General features: G+C 68.9%; 12 protein-coding genes. 7 read left to right on the top strand and 5 right to left on the bottom strand.

The genetic code is table 11. From position 1 onward, the window contains the following. The first annotated feature begins 139 nt into the window (after positions 1-139). From EL288_RS09645 to EL288_RS09655, 3 genes are all read left to right on the top strand, one after another. Entirely contained in the window at positions 140-9757 is a 9618-nt protein-coding gene (locus EL288_RS09645; protein ID WP_126621914.1) for a two-partner secretion domain-containing protein, read from the top strand. Between the two features lie 92 nt (positions 9758-9849). Beyond that, positions 9850-11322, top strand: coding sequence for a M20 family metallopeptidase (locus tag EL288_RS09650; RefSeq protein WP_033452143.1), 1473 nt, complete (start codon positions 9850-9852; stop codon positions 11320-11322). Between the two features lie 33 nt (positions 11323-11355). Further along, positions 11356-11907 (top strand): DUF1415 domain-containing protein, encoded by a 552-nt coding sequence (locus EL288_RS09655; RefSeq protein WP_003812392.1) that lies wholly within the window; start codon positions 11356-11358, stop codon positions 11905-11907. A 114-nt stretch (positions 11908-12021) separates the two neighbouring features. Here the strand turns inward: EL288_RS09655 and EL288_RS09660 are convergent, their stop codons facing one another. From EL288_RS09660 to EL288_RS09670, 3 genes are all read right to left on the bottom strand, one after another. Further along, positions 12022-13314 (bottom strand): alpha/beta fold hydrolase, encoded by a 1293-nt coding sequence (locus EL288_RS09660; RefSeq protein WP_003812390.1) that lies wholly within the window; start codon positions 13312-13314, stop codon positions 12022-12024. 11 nt (positions 13315-13325) lie between these two features. Further along, a complete protein-coding gene (locus EL288_RS09665) occupies positions 13326-14312 on the bottom strand; it encodes a Bug family tripartite tricarboxylate transporter substrate binding protein (RefSeq protein ID WP_003812387.1) in 987 nt (328 codons plus the stop codon). A 197-nt stretch (positions 14313-14509) separates the two neighbouring features. Continuing rightward, positions 14510-15346: a class I SAM-dependent methyltransferase gene (locus EL288_RS09670; RefSeq protein WP_003812386.1), complete on the bottom strand. Its 837-nt coding sequence runs from the start codon at positions 15344-15346 to the stop codon at positions 14510-14512. Positions 15347-15638: 292 nt separating this feature from the next. Here EL288_RS09670 and EL288_RS09675 point away from each other — a divergent pair, with 292 nt between their 5' ends. From EL288_RS09675 to EL288_RS09690, 4 genes are read left to right on the top strand one after another with little or no spacing between them, the layout of a single operon-like run. After that, positions 15639-16436 carry a sulfite exporter TauE/SafE family protein gene (locus tag EL288_RS09675; RefSeq protein ID WP_003812384.1) on the top strand — a complete coding sequence of 266 codons (798 nt, stop codon included), beginning with the start codon at positions 15639-15641 and terminating at the stop codon, positions 16434-16436. Further along, positions 16433-17248 (top strand): TlpA family protein disulfide reductase, encoded by an 816-nt coding sequence (locus EL288_RS09680; protein ID WP_003812382.1) that lies wholly within the window; start codon positions 16433-16435, stop codon positions 17246-17248. Before EL288_RS09675 ends, EL288_RS09680 begins: the two co-directional genes overlap by 4 nt. A gap of 29 nt (positions 17249-17277) precedes the next feature. Next, entirely contained in the window at positions 17278-18114 is an 837-nt protein-coding gene (gene dsbG / locus EL288_RS09685; protein WP_003812380.1) for a thiol:disulfide interchange protein DsbG, read from the top strand. Then, on the top strand, positions 18111-18428 hold the full coding sequence (locus EL288_RS09690; RefSeq protein WP_003812378.1) for a hypothetical protein: 318 nt from the start codon (positions 18111-18113) through the stop codon (positions 18426-18428). The genes dsbG and EL288_RS09690 overlap by 4 nt, the downstream gene beginning before the upstream one ends. Positions 18429-18463: 35 nt before the next feature. Here the strand turns inward: EL288_RS09690 and EL288_RS09695 are convergent, their stop codons facing one another. Both EL288_RS09695 and EL288_RS09700 read right to left on the bottom strand, forming a co-directional pair. Beyond that, positions 18464-18892 carry a hypothetical protein gene (locus EL288_RS09695; protein WP_080603790.1) on the bottom strand — a complete coding sequence of 143 codons (429 nt, stop codon included), beginning with the start codon at positions 18890-18892 and terminating at the stop codon, positions 18464-18466. Continuing rightward, entirely contained in the window at positions 18889-19563 is a 675-nt protein-coding gene (locus EL288_RS09700; RefSeq protein WP_003812376.1) for a BRCT domain-containing protein, read from the bottom strand. Before EL288_RS09700 ends, EL288_RS09695 begins: the two co-directional genes overlap by 4 nt. Positions 19564-19573: the final 10 nt, after the last annotated feature.

Here is a 19573-nt window from a genome sequence, read left to right on the forward strand (position 1 = left end):
TGATTGGGTTGTAGGTGGGTGGGTATTTGCTGTTTTGTGTGCGTGAGTTTTCTTCGGGTGGGTTGAATAGGGGATGGCGTATTTATGCTGATTGAGCAGCGACGCCGATCAGACCTACATAACGACATCAGGAGACAACATGAACGCGTTTTGCTTTCGATTGGTTTATAGCCAATGTCGCGCCATGTATGTGCCGGTGGCGCCCCGGCGCCGCGCGGCGCGGCGTGGACGTGGCGGGGCGGGCCGGCGACTGCGGCGCGCGCTGGCCGCGGCGGGAGTCGCCCTGGCGTGCGGCGCGATGGCGGCGCCGCAACGCTCGCCATCCGGCGTGCCGGTCATCGATATCGCCGCCCCGAACGCCCATGGCCTGTCGCACAACCGCCTGCGCGAACTCGATGTCGAGCCGCCGGGCCTGGTGTTCAACAACAGTCTGACCGAGGGCCGGTCGCAACTGGCCGGCCACCTCAATCGCAACCCTGGCCTGCGCCAGGCAGCGACGGCCATCCTGACCGAGATCACGGGAACGCGTCCCAGCCGTCTGCACGGCGCGCTGGAGGTGTTCGGCCGGCGCGCGGACCTGATCGTCGCCAATCCGAACGGCCTCAGCGTCGACGGCCTGAGCACGCTCAACGCCAGCAACCTGACGCTCACGACGGGTCGTCCCAGCGTCAACGGCGGCCACATCGGCCTTGATGTCCGGCAGGGCACCGTCACGATCGAACGAGGCGGCGTCAATGCTACCGGCCTGGGCTATTTCGACGTGGTGGCGCGCCTGGTCAGGCTGCAGGGCGCCGTGTCGAGCGAGCAGGGCAAGCCCCTGGCCGATATCGCGGTGGTCGCCGGCGCCAACCGGTACGACCACGCAACCCGCCGCGCCACGCCGATCGCCGCAGGCGCGCGCGGCGCCGCCGCTGGCGCCTACGCGATCGACGGCACGGCGGCGGGCGCCATGTACGGCAAGCACATCACGCTGGTGTCCAGCGATTCAGGCCTGGGCGTGCGCCAGCTCGGCAGCCTGTCCTCGCCATCGGCCATCACCGTGTCGTCGCAGGGCGAAATCGCGCTGGGCGACGCCACGGTCCAGCGCGGCCCGCTCAGCCTCAAGGGCGCGGGAGCCGTGTCGGCCGGCAAGCTGGCCTCCGGTGGCGCGGTGCGCGTCGCGGGCGGCGGAGCGGTGAAGATCGCGTCGGCCAGCAGCGTTGGAAACCTCGCGGTGCAAGGCGGCGGCAAGGTGCAGGCCACGCTGTTGAATGCCGGGGGGACGTTGCAGGTGTCGGGCCGCCAGGCTGTCCGGCTTGGCGCGGCAAGCAGCGGCCAGACGCTGTCGGTGCGCGCGGGCGCGGCGCTGCAGGCGGACCAGCTGTCGGCGACGCGGCGGCTCGGCGTGGACGGCAAGCAGGCCGTCACGCTGGGTTCGGTTGCCAGCGACGGTGCGCTGTCGGTAAGCGCTGGCGGGAACCTGCAGGCGAAGCAATTGGTCTCCAGTGCCCAGCTTGAGGTGCGTGGGCAACGGGAGGTCGCGCTGGATGACGCTTCGAGCGTACGCGGCATGACGGTGGCTGCCGCAGGAACATTGGCGGCCCGCAATCTGCAGTCGCAGGGTGCCATCCGCATACAGGGCGGACAGGCGGTCAGCGTGGCCAACGCGAACAGCGACGCGGAACTGCACGTGTCCGGGCGCGGCCAGGTGGATCTGGGCGATCTGAGCGCAGCGCGCGGCGCGGATATCACCGGCGAGCAACGCGTCAGCATCGGCCGTGCGCACAGCGATGGCGATGTGAATGTCGCCGCGCGCGGCGCCTTGTCGATCGATAGCATGACGGCCCTCGGTGCGATCGGCGTCCAGGCAGGCGACAGCGTGTCGGCCAAGGATATGCGCAGCCGTGGCGCCGTCACAGTCAGCGGCGGCGGCTCCGTCAACCTGGGCGATGTCCAGTCGGATGGGCAGGTCCGCGCCACCAGCGCGGGCGCCATGACGGTGCGAGACGCCGCGGCTGCCGCCGACCTTGCGCTGCAGGCCGGCGGCGCATTGCAGGCCGGATTCCTGAAATCGGCCGGCGCCATGACCGTGAACGGCCGCGATGCGGTGCGACTGGATGGCGCGCAGGCGGGCGGGCAACTGCGGGTTTCCAGCGACGGGCAGGCCGCGTTGGGCAGTCTCGCGGCCAAGGGCGCGCTGACGGTATCGGCCGCGCGCGCGGCGACCGTGGCCGAGTTGAAGTCGCTGGATAGCATCTCCGTGACGGGCGGCGAACGCGTATCGGTTCAGAGCGTCAACAGCGCGTCCAGGGTCGCCATTTCGGCGCACGGCGCGCTGGAGGTAGGCAAGGTTTCCGCCAAGAGCGGTATCGGGATCGAAGGCTGGGGCGCGGTCGCAGCGGACTCCCTCGGTTCCGACGGCGCGATCAGCGTGTCCGGGCGCGATGCGGTCAGGGTCGATCATGCCCGCAGTCTTGCCGACATTTCGCTGGGGGCGGAAGGCGGCGCCACGCTGGGCGCGGTGGAGGCCGCCGGTTCGATCGACGTGCGCGGCGGATCCACGGTGGCGGCGAACTCGCTGCGCGCCAATCGCGACGTTCGGGTCAGCGGCAAGGACGCGGTGCGCGTAACGGCCGCCACCAGCGGGGGCGGTCTGCATGTGTCGAGCGGCCGCCAGCTCGATCTGGGCGCCGTGCAGGCGCGCGGCGCGCTGGCCCTGGACGGCGGCGCCGGCGTGGCGCTGCAATCGGCCAAGGCTGGCGGCACGCTGCATGTGCAGGGTGGCGAGCACCTGGATCTGGGCACGTTGGCTGCTGTAGGGGCCGTGGACGTCAATGGCGCGGGAGACGTGCGCGTTGCGAAGCTGGTGAGCGATGCAGGCGCCGATCTGCAAGCGGGGCGCTCCATGACGCTGGGTACCGTCGACACGACCGGCGATCTGCAGGCGCGCGCGCAGCAGGCGCTGGAGCTCGGGTCGGTCAAGACCGAAGGCGGCCTTCAGGCCGCCGCCGGCGGGGCCCTCAGCCTGGCGGCGGCGGAAGTCGCAGGGGCGCTGGAGCTCTCGGGCCAGGGCGTCACCGTGGACCGGGCCAGCGCCAGCCGGGCACGCATCGACAGCACCGGTTCGGTCGGCATCGGCGCGCTGAAGGCGGGCGCTGGCGAGGCCGCTTCGCCACGGCGGGCGCGCCGCGCGCTGCGGCAGGATTTCTTCACGCCCGGCAGCGTGGTGGTCCGCGCCCAGGGCAATGTCACGGTCGGGCGCGGCGATCCGCATCAGGGCGTGCTGGCCCAGGGCGACATCGTCATGGATGCGAAGGGCGGCACCTTGCTGCTGCGCAACGACGTCTTGACCGAGAACGGGACGGTCACCATATCGGCCGATTCGGCCGTGCTCGAGCATTCCACCATCGAGAGCAAGATCAGCCAGAGCGCGCTGGCTGCCAAGGGGGACAAGGGCAAGCCGGCGGTGTCGGTGAAGGTCGCGAAGAAGCTGTTTCTCAATGGTACGTTGCGGGCCGTCAACGACAACGAGGAAACCATGCCCGGGCGCCAGATCGACGTCGTGGACGGACGTCCGCAGATCACCGACGCGGTCACGGGCGAAGAGCGTAAGGACGAATCGGTTGTGTCCGACGCCGCGCTCGTGGCCGATGGCGGTCCGATCGTGGTCGAGGCCGGCGAGCTGGTCAGCCATGCCGGCGGTATCGGCAACGGCCGCAACAAGGGGAATGGCGCCAGCGTCACCGTGCGCACGACTGGCAACCTGGTCAACAAGGGCTACATCTCGGCCGGCAAGCAGGGCGTGCTCGAGGTGGGCGGCGCCTTGACGAACGAGTTCCTGGTCGGCTCGGACGGCACCCAGCGCATCGAGGCGCAGCGCATCGAGAACAGGGGCACCTTCCAGAGCCAGGCTCCGTCCGGCACGGCCGGCGCCCTGGTGGTCAAGGCTGCCGAGGCCATCGTGCACGACGGTGTCATGGCTACCGAAGGCGAGATGCAGATCGCCGGCAAGGGCGGCGGGTCTCCGGCCGTCACCGCCGGCGCAAAGGCGACGACCAGCGCGAACAAGCTGAGCGTCGACGTGGCGAGCTGGGACAACGCGGGAAGCCTGGATATCAAGAAGGGCGGCGCGCAGGTCACGGTGGCCGGGCGCTATGCCGAGCACGGCAAGGTTTCGATACAGGGCGATTACACCGTCTCGGCCGACGCCATCGCGCTGGCGGCGCAGGTCACCCAGCGTGGCGGCGCCGCGAACCTGACCTCGCGGCACGATGCCCGTTTCTCCAACAACATTCGCCTGATGGGGCTGCAGGTCAGCGCTGGCGGCGCGGTGTCCAATACCGGCAATCTGATAGTGCGCGAGGGCGTGCGCGTGACGGCGGCGTCGTTCGACAACGAGGCCGGGGCCGAGGTCATGGCCAAGAGCGCCGCGCTAACGACTTCCGGGGCCGTGCGCAACGCGGGCAAGATGCAGGTCAAGGAGGCCACCACGATCGTCGCCGCCAGTGTTTCCAATCCCGGCACATTCACGGCCGGCAAGGATCTCACTGTTACCTCGCGCGGAGGATTCGACAACAACGGCAAGATGGAGTCCAACAAGGACATCGTCATCAAGACGGAACAGTTCGGCAATGCCGGGATTCTCGATGCCAAGCATGATCTGACGGTCACGGCGAGCGGGCAGGCGGACAACCGGGGCAGCCTGAAGGCCGGCCACGATTTCACGGTGCAGGCCCAGCGTATCGACAACAGCGGCACCATGGCCGCCGGCCACGACGCCACGCTGAAGGCGCCGCACCTGCGCAATACGGGGCAGATCGTGGCGGGACACGACATCCATATCATCAACAGCGCCAAGCTGGAGAACACCGGGCGCGTGGATGCGCGCAACGATCTCGTGCTGGATGTGGAGGATTTCACCAACACGGGATCCCTCTACGCCGAGCATGACGCGACGCTGACGCTTGCGCAAGGCACGCAGCGCGATCTGGTGGTGGACCAGGATCATATCCTGCCGGTGGCGGAGGGGACGTTACGCGTCAAGGCCAAGTCGCTGACGACCGAAATCGAGACCGGCAATTCCGGCAGCCTGATCGCCGAGGTGCAGGAAAATATCGACAACAAGCAGGCCATCGTCGTCGGCAAGGACCTGACGCTGAGTTCGGCGCACGGCAACGTGGCCAACGAAGCGAACGCGCTGCTGTGGGCCGCCGGGGACCTGACCGTCAAGGCGCAGAACATCACCAATGAACGGGCCGCGCTGATCGAGGCGGGCGGCAACGCCAGGCTGACGGCGGCCGTTGCCTTGCTCAACAAGCTGGGCCGAATTCGCGCGGGCGAGGACATGCATCTGGATGCGCCGCGCATCGAGAACACGGCCAAGCTGAGCGGCAGCATACAACCCAAAGGCGTGCAGTACGTCGGGGGCGGCAAGTATGGCCGGTGGAGCGGTATCGGCTATGTCAATTACCACTTGAGTTCCGGCTCCGGCGCTATCGCGGCGCCGTGGTACGGCAGTGATCTGACGGCGGAACAATCGCTCATCGAGGTCGGCAAGGATCTCTATCTGAATGCCGATACGCGCAAGGACGAGCATCGCCGTCTTCTCAATGAAGGCGTGATCCAGGCGGTCGGCCATGGCCACATCGGCGGCGACGTGGACAATCGGTCGGTCATGCGCACCGTGTCCGCCATGGAGTATTTCAAGACGCCCCTGCCGCTGTCTATGACGGATATCTTCCACAATTTAACGCCGTCGCCCTTGACCCTGACTGCCGTGGACAACCGCGCAGGCCTGTCTCCGGCGAGCTGGAACTTCAACTCCACGTATGAACTCCTGGATTATCTGCTGGACCAGAATCGCTACGAGTACATTTGGGGGGTGTATCCGACCTACACCGAATGGTCGGTCAATACGCTGAAGAACCTCGACCTGGGCTACCAGGCCAAGCCGGCTCCCACGGCGCCGCCGGTGCCCAAGGTGCCCACGCTCGATCTGCGCGGACACAAGCTGGAGTCGCCGGAAGGCCTGAAGATCTATGGCGAGTACAAGAAGCTGCAAGGCGAGTACGAGAAGGCCAAGGCGGCCGCCCAGGCGGTGGAGGCTTACGGCGAAGCCACCCGGCGGGTCCACGACCAGTTGGGTCAGCGTTACGGCGCGGCCCTGGGCGGGATGGATACCGAGACCCAGGCGGTCGATGACATCATCCAGGCGTTTGCCGCGGATCTGCGCACGGTCTATGCAAAGGAGGCCAAGCAGGCGACCATCGACGCGGAGGCGGATAAGGTCGCCCAGCGCTACAAGTCGCAGATCGACGCGGTGCGGCTGGAGGCGATCCAGCCTGGCCGGGTCATGCTGGCCAAGGCGCTGTCGGCCGCGCTGGGAGCCGATTGGCGCGCGCTGGGCCACGCCGAATTGATGCAGCGCTGGAAGGATTTCAAGGCGGGCAAGCGCGGCGCGGACATCGCGTTCTATCCCAAGGAGCAGACCGTGCTGGCCGCCGGCGCCGGGTTGACCCTGTCCAACGGGGCGGTCCACAACGGCGAGAACGCCGCGCAGAATCGCGGCCGGCCGGAAAACCTGAAAATCGGCGCACACTCGGCGACTTCGGTGGGCGGCTCGTTCGACGCCTTGCGCGACGTGGGGCTGGAAAAGCGGCTGGATATCGACGATGCGCTGGCTGCCGTGCTCGTGAATCCGCATATTTTCACGCGGATCGGGGCGGCCCAGGTGTCCCTTGCCGACGGCGCCGCCGGGCCGGCGCTGGCGCGCCAGGCCAGGCAAGCGCCGGGGACCGACGGCATGGTGGATGCGCGAGGGCTGGGCAGCGCCGACGCGCTCGCTTCCCTGGCCAGCCTGGACGCGGCGCAAGGGCTGGAGGTATCCGGCAGGCGCAATGCGCAGGTGGCGGACGCCCGGCTTGCCGCGCCGAACGCGGTGGCGGCGCCGGCTGGCGGGGCGGTCCGGGTCGCGCCGCCAGCCGTCGCGTTGCCGCGGCCGCTGTTCGAAACCCGCATCAAGTTTATCGACCAGAGCAAATTCTACGGCTCGCGTTATTTCTTCGAGCAGATCGGCTACCAGCCCGATCGCGCCACGCGCGTGGCGGGCGACAACTATTTCGATACCACGCTGGTGCGCGAGCAGGTGCGGCGCGCCCTGGGCGGCTACGAAAGCCGCCTGCCCGTGCGCGGTGACGCGTTGGTGGCCAGGCTGATGGCGTCGGCCGGGACGGTCGGCAAGGCGCTGGGCCTGAAGGTGGGTGTCGCGCCGACCGCGCAGCAGCTCAAGCAGGCGGACCGCGATTTCGTCTGGTACGTGGATACCGTGATCGACGGCCAGAAGGTCCTCGCTCCCCGGCTGTACCTGACCGAGGCGACGCGCCAGGGCATCACGGATCAGTACGCCGGCGGCGGGGCGCTGATTGCCTCCGGCGGCGACGTGAACGTCGACACGAACGGCCATGACGTCAGTTCGGTCAACGGGCTGATCCAGGGCAAGCGCGTCAAGGTGGATGCCGGCAAGGGTAAGGTCCTGGTGGCCGACAGCAAGGGGATGGGCAGCGGCATCGAGGCCGATGAGGAGGTCGACGTCTCAGGCCGGGATATCGACATCGAGGGCGGCAAGCTGCGCGGCAAGGATGTCAGGCTCAAGGCCGACACGGTCAAGGTCGCGACCTCGATGCGTTACGACGGCAAGGGCAGGCTGGCGGCGCGCGGCGACGGCGCCCTGGATGCCCAAGGCGGCCAGCTGCATATCGAGGCCAAGCGCCTGGAGACAGCCGGCGCGACGCTCAAGGGCGGCAAGGTGAAGCTGGATGTCGATGACGTCAAGCTGGGCGGCGTGTACGAGGCGGCGTCCAGCTACGAGAACAAGAGCTCGACGCCGCTGGGCAGCCTGTTCGCCATCCTGTCGTCGACGACGCAAACCAACCAGTCGGCGCGCGCGAACCATTACGGTACGCGCATCGAAGCCGGCACGCTGGAAGGAAAGATGCAGAACCTGGAGATCGAGGGCGGTTCGGTCGAGGCCGCACATACGGACCTGTCCGTGGCGCGCGACGCGAGGTTCAAGGCCGCCGCGGATTTCGAACACGCCGAGCACGAGAAGGACGTGCGCCAACTGTTTGTCAGCGGCACGGTGGGGGCCGGCGGCTACCAGGCGACAGGCACGCTGGGCAGCGAAACCGGCGCCAGCAGCTACGCCGGCCGCGGCGCGGCGGCCAGCGCGAGCGGCCGGATCGGCTGGGAAAGCACGTGGGAGCAGAGCACCTCGTCGCGCAAGAAATACCGCAACGCCGACCTGCGCCTGGGCGATGGCTCGGTCGTCGCCGGCGGCGTGCTGGATTTCGGCGGCGCCGACGTCAATCGCGACCGCTACGGCGGCGGCGCCGAAGGCGGGTCCGGCTTGCGGCTACGCGGCGGCGAGGTGCGCACCACGAAGTACGTGGATACCGAGAGCACCGTGCGCAGCGGCGGGCGCGTCGGGCTGGAGCTGGGCGTCGACGCCAGCGTCAATCCGCAGGTGACCGCCAGCCGCCTGGGCCAGAGCCTGGCGCAGACCGGGGACGGCCGGGGAATCGATGGCGGCTTGATGTTCGGCCAGGCGCTGAGCACGGTGTTCCAGAGCGTCATGGCGGATACCGCCAACAGCACGTTGAGCATGAGCCTGCAGGGGGATTGGTGGAACGAGCGTCGCAGCGCCACTTCGGAGAACGTGACGCACGTGGGCGGCAACGTTCGCATCGAAAGCGGCGCGGGCGACATGACCCTGGCCGGCGTACGCTTTGACGGCGGTCGCGAGGTCGACTTGCGGTCGGCCGGCGCGTTGCGCATGCGGTCGGCCGAATCGCGCGAGCAGCGCACGCGCGACGCGCACAGCCTGTCGCTCGACGCTCGCATGACCATGGGCGCCAATCTCGTCAAGGCCGACGCCTATGTCCGCGGGACGGTGGGGCTGAGCGGACGCCATGAGCACGAGGCTTCCGAACGGCGCACGCATGACCAGACGGGCATCCGGGCCGCCAATGTGCGTCTGCAGGCGGCGCGCGACCTGGTCATGCAGGGCGCGCGCGTGGACGCCGCGCAAAGCGCGCAGGTGGAGGTCGGCGGCACGCTGTCCATGGCCAGCGTGCAGGACGTGCATGACGAAAGCCGCACATCGGCAAGCTGGATGCTGGCGGCGGGTGCGCATGCGTCGAGCGGCAACGGATTCAAGCCGCAGCCGGTCGTGCAGGTCGCGGCGTCATTCAGCCACGGTCACGACCGTGGCGCCGTGGTGGCGCAGCGTACGGGTATTGCCGCGGGCGGCCCCTTGTCGGTGCGGGTGGCGGGCGATGCGCACCTGACCGGCGCCGACCTGGCGTCGGCCGATCAGCAGGGCAGTGTGCACGTGGGCGGCCGGGTGCGCGCCGGCCAGCTGGCCGACTGGCGCGACCGCGACGGCGGTTCGGCGGGTGTGTCGGCGCCGGCCATTCTTTCGACCAGCACCCGGCCCACGCTGGTGGTCAGCGGCGGACGGCTGGCGCGCGACCATTATGCTGCGACGCAGCGCTCCGTCATCGCGGTGGCGCCGGACGGATTCACGGCGGCCGGTGGGGTGTCGGGCCATTTGCAGCGCGATCCGGCGGCGGGGCGGGAGGTCTTGCGCGATGAGCATTGGGCCGGCGGCGATATGGCGTTCACGCTGGGCTCGGTGCCCAAGTTCGACCGCGGCAGGTACGCGCCGCCGCGGCCCGATACCTCGGCGCCGGGAGGGTCGCCCTTTTCGCTGCATCGCTAGCGCGAGGGCGGTAATCGGGGACGCGTGGCCGTGCGGCAAGGCGCCGGCAGGCATAAAATGGCGGCTTCGTTCCCGTACTGGATGGTTCCGCCATGAACGCCCGCATACCCGACGACGCCGTGCCGCCCGCTCTCGACCCCGATGCGCTGCAAGCCTTCGTGGACGACAAATGGGACAACGAGATCATCCCGGCGCTCACCGACTACATCGCGATACCGGCCAAGAGCCCGGCGTTCGATGCGGACTGGGAAAAGAACGCCTTCATCGAGCGGGTGGTGCGCGATGCGGCGCAATGGGTCGAGAGCCAGAGGGTGTCCGGCCTGACGCTGGAGGTGGTGCGCCTGCCTGGCCGCACGCCGGTGATCTTCTTCGACGCGCCGGCCACGCGCGCCGACAACGGCGATACCGTGCTGCTGTACGGCCACCTGGACAAGCAGCCCGAATTCTCGGGCTGGCGCGCCGACCTGGGCCCGTGGACGCCGAAGTACGAGAACGGCAAGCTGTATGGACGCGGCGGCGCCGACGACGGCTACGCCATCTACGCATCGCTGACCGCCATCATGGCGCTGGACAAGCAGGGGATTCCCCGGCCGCGCTGCGTGGGCATCGTCGAGACCTGCGAGGAGTCCGGCAGCTACGACCTGCTGCCCTATGTCGATGTCCTGCGCGAGCGCCTGGGCAACGTGGCCCTGGTGGTCTGTCTGGACTCGGGCGCGGGCAACTACGACCAATTGTGGATGACCACGTCGCTGCGCGGCATGGTGGCCGGCACGCTGGAGGTCCAGGTGCTGGACGAAGGCGTGCATTCGGGCGATTCGAGCGGCGTGGTGCCGTCCAGCTTCCGCATCCTGCGCCATCTGCTGGACCGCCTGGAAGACAGCGCCAGCGGCCGCCTGCTGCCGCAAAGCCTGCATTGCGAGATTCCCGCCGAGCGCATCGAGCAGGTGCATGCCACCGCGCGCATCCTGGGCGACGAAGTGTGGCGCCGCTTCCCCTGGAGCTGCGGCGCCGAGGGCGGCTTCGTGCTGCCCATGACCACCGAGCCCGAAGAGGCGCTGCTCAACCGCACCTGGCGGCCCACGCTGTCGGTGACCGGCGCCGAAGGCCTGCCGCCGCTGACCAGCGCCGGCAACGTGCTGCGCCCGCGCACGGCGTTCAAGCTGTCGCTGCGCCTGCCGCCGCTGGTGGACGCGGTGGCCGCGGCGCAGGAGATCAAGGGCTTGCTGGAGAACGACGCGCCGTACAACGCCAAGGTCATTTTTCACGCCAACGAAGGCGCGGCCACGGGGTGGAACGCGCCGGCGTCGGCGTCGTGGCTGAGCCAGGCGCTCGACGCCGCTTCGCAGCAGTACTATGGCGCGCCGTGCGGCTATATCGGCCAGGGCGGGACGATCCCGCTGATGAGCATGCTGCAGAAGGGGTTTCCCAAGGCGCAGTTCATGGTGTGCGGCGTGCTGGGCCCCAAGTCCAACGCGCACGGTCCCAACGAATTCCTGCACGTGCCGTACGGCAAGAAACTCACCGCGGCCGTGGCGCAGACCATGGCGGCGCTGCCCACCGAATAGGGCTCGTGCCCGCAAGTTATCAAGGATGAACGCGTGATTGTCGATGTACAGACCGGCGCGGCCGTGGCGGCCGAAGTCAGGCTATGGGTGGACAAGGCCGTGATCGGCCTGAACCTCTGTCCTTTCGCCAAGGCGGTGCAGGCCAAGGGCCAGGTGCGCTATGCGGTCAGCGACGCCACCGATGCCGAAGGGGCGCTGAGCGACCTGGAAGACGAGCTGATGCGCCTGAGCCAGGCCGACCCGCAGGAGATCGACACGACGCTGTTGATCCTGCCCGACGCGCTGGACGACTTCTACGATTTCAACGATTTCGAGGATCTCTCGGACCGCCTGCTCAAGCGCATGCGGCTGGTGGGCGAGCTGCAGGTCGCCACCTTCCACCCGCGCTTCCAGTTCGCCGAGACCGGGCCGGACGATATCGAGAACTACACCAACCGTTCGCCTTATCCCATCCTGCATCTGCTGCGCGAAGCCAGCATCGACAAGGCGGTCGAAGCCTTCCCCGATGCCGCCGAGATCTACGAGAAGAACATCGAGACCATGCGCGAGCTGGGCGAGGAAGGCTGGCGCAAGCTGATGGAGTAAGCGGTGCCGGTCCCCACGCGGGGACCGGCGCCGTCCTGGCAGTCAAGCGTTCGCGGGGTGCCTGTCCCCGCCGGGACAGGCACCCTGGCCGATGCGGGGACGGGCGCGCCGCCGTCAAGACGCCCGCGCGCGTTCCAGGAAGTCCAGCATGGCCCGGTACGAGCCGGCGTTGCCATGGGCGTTGGCCGGGGGCGTGCCGCCGGCGTCGAGCAGCAGGCCCGACATGGCATGTGGCTTGCTGATCAACGTGGCGGGCAGGTTGGGGTAGTGCACGTGATGCCCGGCGCCACGGCACACGTAGTGCTCGGCGGGCCGCGCGGGCCATGCGGCCTGGCGTTGCCGCGCCACGATTTCCGAATAGGCGGTGCTGGGCCAGAAGCCATCGTCCGAGGCGCTGATCAGCATGAGCGGCCCCGGGTAGCGTTCGATGGGAATGCGGGCGCGCTCGAAGGCGCGCGCATCGCGCGAGGCGCTCATGAAGGCGTGGGTCTGGCGGTAGGGCGGGTCGCTGGCATAGGCGGCCTCCCAATCGGCCGTCGCGTTGTCCTGCCACAGATGCGGCAGCGGCTTGCCGCCCAGCGTCCAGACCTGCGCGTCGCGGCCCGTGCCGGGCGCGCCGGCGCTGACCACGCCATGCATGACCGGCGACGGCACGTAGGCCACCACGGCGCTGACCAGTTCGGGAAAGTGGCTGGCCGCCAGCAACGACATCTCCCCGCCCCGGCTGATGCCCGAGATGGCCACGAAGCCGTCGCGCGGGTTCAGGGTGTCGCGCACCCAGCGCAGCGCCTGTTCGAGGTACTCCAACGGCATGTCGTTGAGGTACTTCGGGCGGTCTTCATAGTTGAAGACGCCCAGCGCCAGGCACTGGTAGCCGCGCGCGGCGAACAGCGCGGCGCGCGGCGCGTTGACGCCGCCCGATGAACCGTTCATGTAGATGATCGCCGGATGCGGGCCCGGGCCGGGCGGCGTGTACAGCTCGCCCGACAGGCTCATGCCGCCGGCCCGCGCGCGCACCGCCTGGTGGCGTACGCCTTCGGCGAGGAACTCCTGCACCAGCGTCGCGTGGGCTTCGTGCCGGCCGTCGCTGGCCGTGATGTGCACGGTCAGCGCGTCGGTGCGATCGGGCGGAAACACGGCCCGGGGCGGGTCCTGGCACTGCATCGACCAGACCAGGCCCATGGCGTCGGGCTCGGCATAGTCGCCGCTGACCGGACTGTCGCGGCCCAGGTCCAGGCTGCCGTCGGCGCCGGCCAGGAAGGTGGCGCGAGAGCGCCACGGCACCCCGCACATGCGCATCTCGGCCGTGACGTCGATGCAGGCGTAAGGGCCGAAGCCGTCGATGCGGATCTCGCGATCCACATCGATCAGGGCGCGTTCGGGGGCGACGCTCATGCGTGGCGGCATCTCGGGGCTCCTCAGCTTTTCAGGTCGGTGCGCGGCACGTTGTTGGCCTTGATCACCTGTTCCCACATGGCCGACTCTTCGGCGATGACACGGTCCATGTCGGCGGCCGAGGTGAACTCGATGGTCACGCCCTGGTCGGCGAACTGCTGGATCAGGCCGGGATCCGCCGTGCCGGCGCGCACCGCTTCCTCCAGCTTTCCGACCACCTGCGCCGGCATGGCCGCCGGTCCGGAGATCATCATGCGCGTGTAGAGCTCGAAGCCGTCCAGGCCGGCCTCCTTCATGGTGGGGACATCGGGCAGGCTGCTCAGCCGCTGGTCCGCCGTGACGGCCAGCGCCTTGTATTTGCCGGCGCGCAGATTGGCGATCGACGAGGTGGGGAAGTCGAACGTGCTCTTGACCGTGCCGGCCATCAGGTCCAGCAGCGCCGGGCCGCTGCCCTTGTATGGCACGTCCTGGAACTGCGTGCCTGTCTTGGACTGGAAGTGCAGCAGCGCCAGGTGGTTGATGATGCCGCGGCCCGCATGGGCGCAGGTGATCTCGCCCGGCTTCTGCCTGGCCAGGGCAATGAATTCCTGCACGTTCCGCACGCCCAGGTCCGGGTGCACGATCAGCAGCATGGGCGACTTGCCCATCGAGCCCAGTTGCTTGAAGTCGGCCTGCTTGTAGGGCAGGTTGTTGTAGAGCAGCGGGTTGAGGATCATGCCGTTGGTGCCGGCAAAGCCCAGCGTATAGCCATCGGGCTCGGCGCGGGCCACCGCCACGGTGGCGATGATGGCCTGGCCGCCGGGGCGGTTTTCCACCACGACGCTGGCGTTCATGGCCTTGGACATGCGTTCGGCCAGGGCGCGCGCGGCGATGTCGGTCAGGCCGCCAGGGGCAAAGCCCACCAGCAGGCGGATCGGGCGGGATGGGTAGGCGTCCTGGGCCCAGGACGGGCGTACGGCGAAGGGCAGGGCCGCGAGGGCCTGCAGGACATGGCGTCGGGTCAAGCGCATACAACGGCCTCCCTGGAACAAGGAAACGGGTTGGCGGCGCGGCCGGCGCGGGCCGCGCGGCGCCCCGGTGGATCGGGATACGCGGTGCGCTGGCCGGCTATTGGCCAGGCAAACAGAATATTGTATGCAGTTTGCCGGGGCGTCCAGCTAGGGTTATTCCCAGGCGCGCGGGCTTGCGCGGCGGCGCGGCCGCCGGATCAGGGTTGCGCGGGGACCTGGAAGCGCTCGCTCAGCTCCTGCAGGCCGATGCGTTCCAGCATTTCGCGCAGGCGGCGCGCGGGCTCGCGGCGCGGCCTGCCGGGTTGATGGCGGGCGATGATCAGTTCGTTCTTCATCGAGTGTTCCCAGCCCACCAGCTCGGTCACGCTGAGCTGGTAGCCATGGGCCTCGAGCTGCAGGCAGCGCAGCACATTGGTGAGCTGGCTGCCGAATTCGCGCGTATGCAGCGGATGGCGCCACAGTTCGGCCATGGGGTCGGCCAGGGCGCGCGCCTTGTTCTTGCGCAGCACGGCCGCCACTTCCGCCTGGCAGCAGGGCACCAGCACGATGCTTTGCGCCTGCTTGGCCAGGGCGAAGCGGATGGCGTCGTCGGTGGCGGTGTTGCAGGCGTGCAGGGCGGTCACGATGTCGACCCGCGGCGGCAGCTGTTCCGACGCGATGGAATCGGCCACCGAGAGGTTGAGAAACGACATGCCGCCAAAGCCCAGGCGCGCGGCCAGTTCGGTCGCGCTTTGGACCAGTTCGGCGCGGGTCTCGATGCCGTAGATGTGCGAGGCGTCGCGCCGGTCCTTGAAGAACAGGTCGTACAGGATGAAGCCCAGGTACGACTTGCCCGCGCCATGGTCCACCAGGGTGACGGCGCCGCGCGCGTCCCTGGCGTTTTGCAGCAGCGGTTCGATGAACTGGTAGAGGTGGTAGACCTGCTTGAGCTTGCGCCGGCTGTCCTGGTTCATCTTGCCGTCGCGGGTCAGGATGTGCAGGGCCTTGAGCAGTTCGATCGACTGGCCGGGGCGGACTTCGTGCGTGTTGGACATTGCCGTAATCGGTAAACCGGCCCGCGCCTGGCGGCGCGGGCAAAGACGGCAGTTTAACCAATCGGGCCGCGCGTCCGCGGGGCGGCCGGCCCGGCCGATCCGGCGTCGACAGGGGGCGCATCGCCACGCCCATCCTCCTGCCTACGACCGAGACGCGGCACGCGCTCCGACAATCCCGACGGGCAACAAGGCAAACGGCTGTCCGTATAGCGTCCCGGCGCATTGATCCGTCTTTCTAAATTATTTATAATAATTTGCTTATTTCTTTTGGTAATAATACGCGGTGGGCGGCATGGCAGGCGGATTCCTGGGCATATTGATAGGCCTGACCCTGGGGCTGACAGGGGCGGGCGGCGGCATCCTGGCGGTGCCGGCGCTGGTGCTGGGCCTGGGCATGGACATGCCCCAGGCCGCGCCGGTCGCCCTGATGGCGGTCGGGCTGGCCGCCGCGGTCGGCAGCGCCGAAGGCCTGCGCCGCGGCACGGTGCGCTACAAGGCCGCCGCGCTGATGTCCGTCGTCGGCGGCCTGGCGGCGCCCTGGGGCGCCCAGTTGGCCCGGCTGGCGCCCGGCCCCTGGCTGAGCGGCCTGTTCGCCATGGTCATGCTGCTGGTTGCCGGCCGCATGCTGCGCCAGTCGCTGGCTGCGCCGGCCGGCGCCCAGGCGCAGGCCGAGCGGCCCTGCCACATCTCGCCGCAAACCGGCAAATTCGTCTGGACGCCCCGCGCCGCCGCCACGCTGGGCGGCATCGGGGCGATTTCGGGGCTGTTCACCGGCCTGCTGGGCGTGGGCGGGGGCTTCATCATCGTGCCGGCGCTGCGCCAGTTCAGCGACGCCCCGATGCACGCCATCGTTTCCACCTCGCTGATGGTCATCGCGCTTATTTCGGCGGTCACCGTCGGCCATGCCGTGGCCGACGGCCTGACGCTGGACGCGGCCGCCTGGACCTTCGTCGCCGCCGCGGTGCTGGGCATGGTGCTGGGCCGCGCGCTCGCGCCGCGCCTGCCCACCGCGCGCCTGCAGCAGCTGTTTGCGCTGGTGTGCGTGGTCGTGGCCGGGGTGCTGCTGTGGCGCACGGGGTGGCAGGCATGAGCGCGATGGTGCAGCTCGGCCCCCTGATGCTGCCGACCGCCTTGCTGCTGATGCTGGCCTGCGTGGCGGCAGGCAGCCTGGCGGCGCGCTGGCAGGCCGGCAGTGCCGGCGCGGGCGAGATGCCGCTGATGCGGGTGCTGCTGGCCGGGCTGCTGGCGGCGCGGCTGGCGTTCGTCTGGCGCCACCGCGAGGCCTATCTGCAATCGCCATGGGACGTGCTGGACATCCGCGACGGCGGCTGGCTGGCCTGGGCCGGTTTCGCCGGCGCCTGGGCCTGCGGCCTGTGGTTCGCCCGGCGCCGCGGGCCACGGCGCCGGCCGCTGCTGGCCGGCCTGGCGGCCGCCACCTTGGCATGGACAGTCGGGGCGGCCGTGCTGGGCATCGGCGCACCCGCGGCCACCAAGGCCATGCCGCCGCTGCAGCTGGCGACGCCCGACGGCGCGCCGCGCAGCCTGGCCGCCTTCGCCGGCCAGCCCGTGGTGCTGAACCTCTGGGCCAGCTGGTGCCCGCCGTGCCGGCGCGAGATGCCCATGCTGCAACGCATGCAGGCGGCCCGGCCCGACGTGCACTTCGTTTTCGTCAACCAGGGCGAGAGCGCGCAACAGGTCAACGCCTACCTGCGGGAACTCGGCATGCCGCTGCGCAACGTACTGCTCGACCCCGGCGCGCAGGCCGGCGCGTATTTCGGCCACCGCGCCTTGCCCGCCACCCTGTTCTTCGATGCGCAAGGGCGCCTGGTCGACACGCGGCTGGGCGAACTGTCGCAGGCCAGCCTGGTCCAGCGCCTGGGCGCGTTGCGCCCCGCACCCTGATCTTTCCCGTTTCAAGGAGTCCGTCCGTCATGTCCGATCCCATCCTGCCGCGCGCGGCCGCCGGTTTGCGGCGCGCCTGCGCCGTGCTCGCCGGCGCCGTGCTGGCCGCCGGCGCCGCGCAGGCCCAGCAGCCGCCGGCGCCCGTCGCGGCGCTGGCCCAGCACGGCATTGAAATCCTCGGCACCTTTCCCGCGCCCGGCGGGCTGACCGCCTGGGCCGCGCACGCCGGCGACCGTCCGGTCGCGCTGTACGCCACGCCCGATGGCAAGCATGTCATCGTCGGCACCATGTTCGACGCCGAAGGTCGCGACGTGACCCAGGCCGCGCTCGAGCAGGCCATCGAGCCCGCGCTGTCGGACAAGCTGTGGAGCGCGCTGGAGCAAAGCGCCTGGGTGGCCGATGGCAAGGCCGGCGCGGCGCGTATCGTGTACGTATTCACCGACCCCAACTGCCCGTACTGCAACAAGCTGTGGGCCGATGCGCGGCCCTGGGTCGAGGCCGGCAAGGTGCAACTGCGGCATATCCCGGTCGGCATCCTGACCGCCAGCAGCGAAGGCAAGGCGGCCGCCATCCTGGCCGCGCCCGATCCGGCCAAGGCCCTGCACGACCACGAGGCCGGCCACGTCGCCAGCAACACGCGCGCCCTGGCCGCGGGCGAACGCAAACCCCTGGACGAACGCGGCATCCAGCCGCTGGCCGACATCCCGGCCGAGATTGCGGCACGGCTCAACGCCAACGAAACGCTGATGGCGCAATGGGGCCTGCGCGCCACGCCGGCCATCGTCTGGCGCGAGCAGGGCGGCCGCGTGCGCAAGCGCACCGGCGCGCCGCCGGCGCTGTTGCCGCAGCTTTTCGGGGCCTTGTGATGACGGCCGCCCCGTGCGTGCGCGTGCTGCTGCATGCCCCCACCGCGGGCGCGCTCGAACGCGCCCGCAACAATGCCGCCAACCTGCTCAAGGAGGCGCCCGGCGCGCAAGTGCGCATCGTCGCCAACGCCGCGGCGGTCGCGGCCGCGCTGGATGCGCCGCCTCATCCGGCCGATGCGCATACCTGGCTGTGCCCCAATACGCTGGCCCGCCTGGAGCGGCCGGCGCGCGCGCCCCTGCGCGCGCTGCCCCAGGCGGCGGTGCTGGCGCTCGCGCTGCTGCAGGAAGAGGGCTGGAGGTATATCCGGGCATAGGAGGTCGTACCACGCTCCGACGCTACTTGTAATGATCAACTGCTGCGAGTCTCGGCGACCGATATTGGCATTTCGTCCTTGTCGGCACTGACTGGACAGAATTTGTTGATATCCGAGGTGAACGTGACAGTCGTGCCGTGGCGTGTGCACGTACGGGTGGTCTCGTGCGTCGGATCGATGTGTAAATCCTCCCCCCGCAGTCCTAGCCACATTGCCAAGTATTGATAGGTGCCGTAGCGCGCAGCGGTTTTCAATGCTTTGTCGCCGCCACCACGCCAGGGAAGGACAGGTAGTTCGCCGCTTCGCGCACGTTGTGCCAGACTGGGATCTTCCAGGGCCTTGTCTCGTCCGCGCTCCCAACAGGCGATCAATCCTGAGTCGGGCCCGTGCCAGCGTTGGCCGGTTGTCAATCCTTCGCGACGTGGCTCTGTGGCCGGTATGTGCAGCGCGTCCGTGGGCTTCATGACAGCAGATGCTCGTACCAAGCCTGTTCGCTGATGATGCGCAGCGCGACGCCTGAACTCCGGTAATCCACTGCCTTCTTGATTTTCAACCCGAAAGTTGAGTGGAGCCAGTCGGGATTGCCCAGTTCGCCAATGACTAGATAGTCCAGCTTCTTGGTGACATTGCTCAAGCTGGAGCCGCCGCGCTCCACTACTTGTTGCGAGCACCAGTCCCGCGTGCCGCTCGTAAATTTTCCAGTGAAGCAGAAAGTATGTGCGTCGAAATGAATATCCGGTACGGGACTGCACAACGGCAGAGCTGTGCTCTTGTTGATGGCGGGCTGCCCCGCAGCGTCTTCGCTCCCCACGGTTGCCAGCAGTAGCGCCATGATCTCGGCTTCTTCCATCGCATCCATATGCCCGTCGGCCAGCGCCGCAGCAATGCGTGGATAAAGGGCCTTTGCGGGCCACTTGTTCGATGCATCCTGATTGGTCTGCATCCATCGCAGCAGAAAGGCAACTTCTTCCTGGCATATTGCGCCATCGGCCAGCACGCCTTTTACCAGGCCGATGAGTTCGTCTACCTGACGGGCCTGAACTGCATGTGCACGATAGATGTGATAGGCGGGTGCCGCCTCCACTTCGCTTGTCGCCGTTGCGGGTGCGCCAAAATTGTCGGTCAACCAACCCATTGCAGCCTCC

The sequence above is a fragment of the Bordetella bronchiseptica genome, assembly GCF_900636925.1.
In the GTDB taxonomy this organism is placed as follows: Bacteria; Pseudomonadota; Gammaproteobacteria; order Burkholderiales; family Burkholderiaceae_B; genus Bordetella; species Bordetella pertussis.

Excerpts from the sequence above, each read along its gene's own strand:
- EL288_RS09645 (WP_126621914.1), top strand. The coding sequence starts at position 140 with ATGAACGCGTTTTGCTTTCGATTGGTTTATAGCCAATGTCGCGCCATG.
- EL288_RS09650 (WP_033452143.1), top strand. The coding sequence starts at position 9,850 with ATGAACGCCCGCATACCCGACGACGCCGTGCCGCCCGCTCTCGACCCC.
- EL288_RS09660 (WP_003812390.1), bottom strand. The coding sequence starts at position 13,314 with ATGCCGCCACGCATGAGCGTCGCCCCCGAACGCGCCCTGATCGATGTG.
- EL288_RS09665 (WP_003812387.1), bottom strand. The coding sequence starts at position 14,312 with ATGCGCTTGACCCGACGCCATGTCCTGCAGGCCCTCGCGGCCCTGCCC.
- EL288_RS09670 (WP_003812386.1), bottom strand. The coding sequence starts at position 15,346 with ATGTCCAACACGCACGAAGTCCGCCCCGGCCAGTCGATCGAACTGCTC.
- EL288_RS09675 (WP_003812384.1), top strand. The coding sequence starts at position 15,639 with ATGGCAGGCGGATTCCTGGGCATATTGATAGGCCTGACCCTGGGGCTG.
- EL288_RS09680 (WP_003812382.1), top strand. The coding sequence starts at position 16,433 with ATGAGCGCGATGGTGCAGCTCGGCCCCCTGATGCTGCCGACCGCCTTG.
- dsbG (WP_003812380.1), top strand. The coding sequence starts at position 17,278 with ATGTCCGATCCCATCCTGCCGCGCGCGGCCGCCGGTTTGCGGCGCGCC.
- EL288_RS09695 (WP_080603790.1), bottom strand. The coding sequence starts at position 18,892 with ATGAAGCCCACGGACGCGCTGCACATACCGGCCACAGAGCCACGTCGC.
- EL288_RS09700 (WP_003812376.1), bottom strand. The coding sequence starts at position 19,563 with ATGGGTTGGTTGACCGACAATTTTGGCGCACCCGCAACGGCGACAAGC.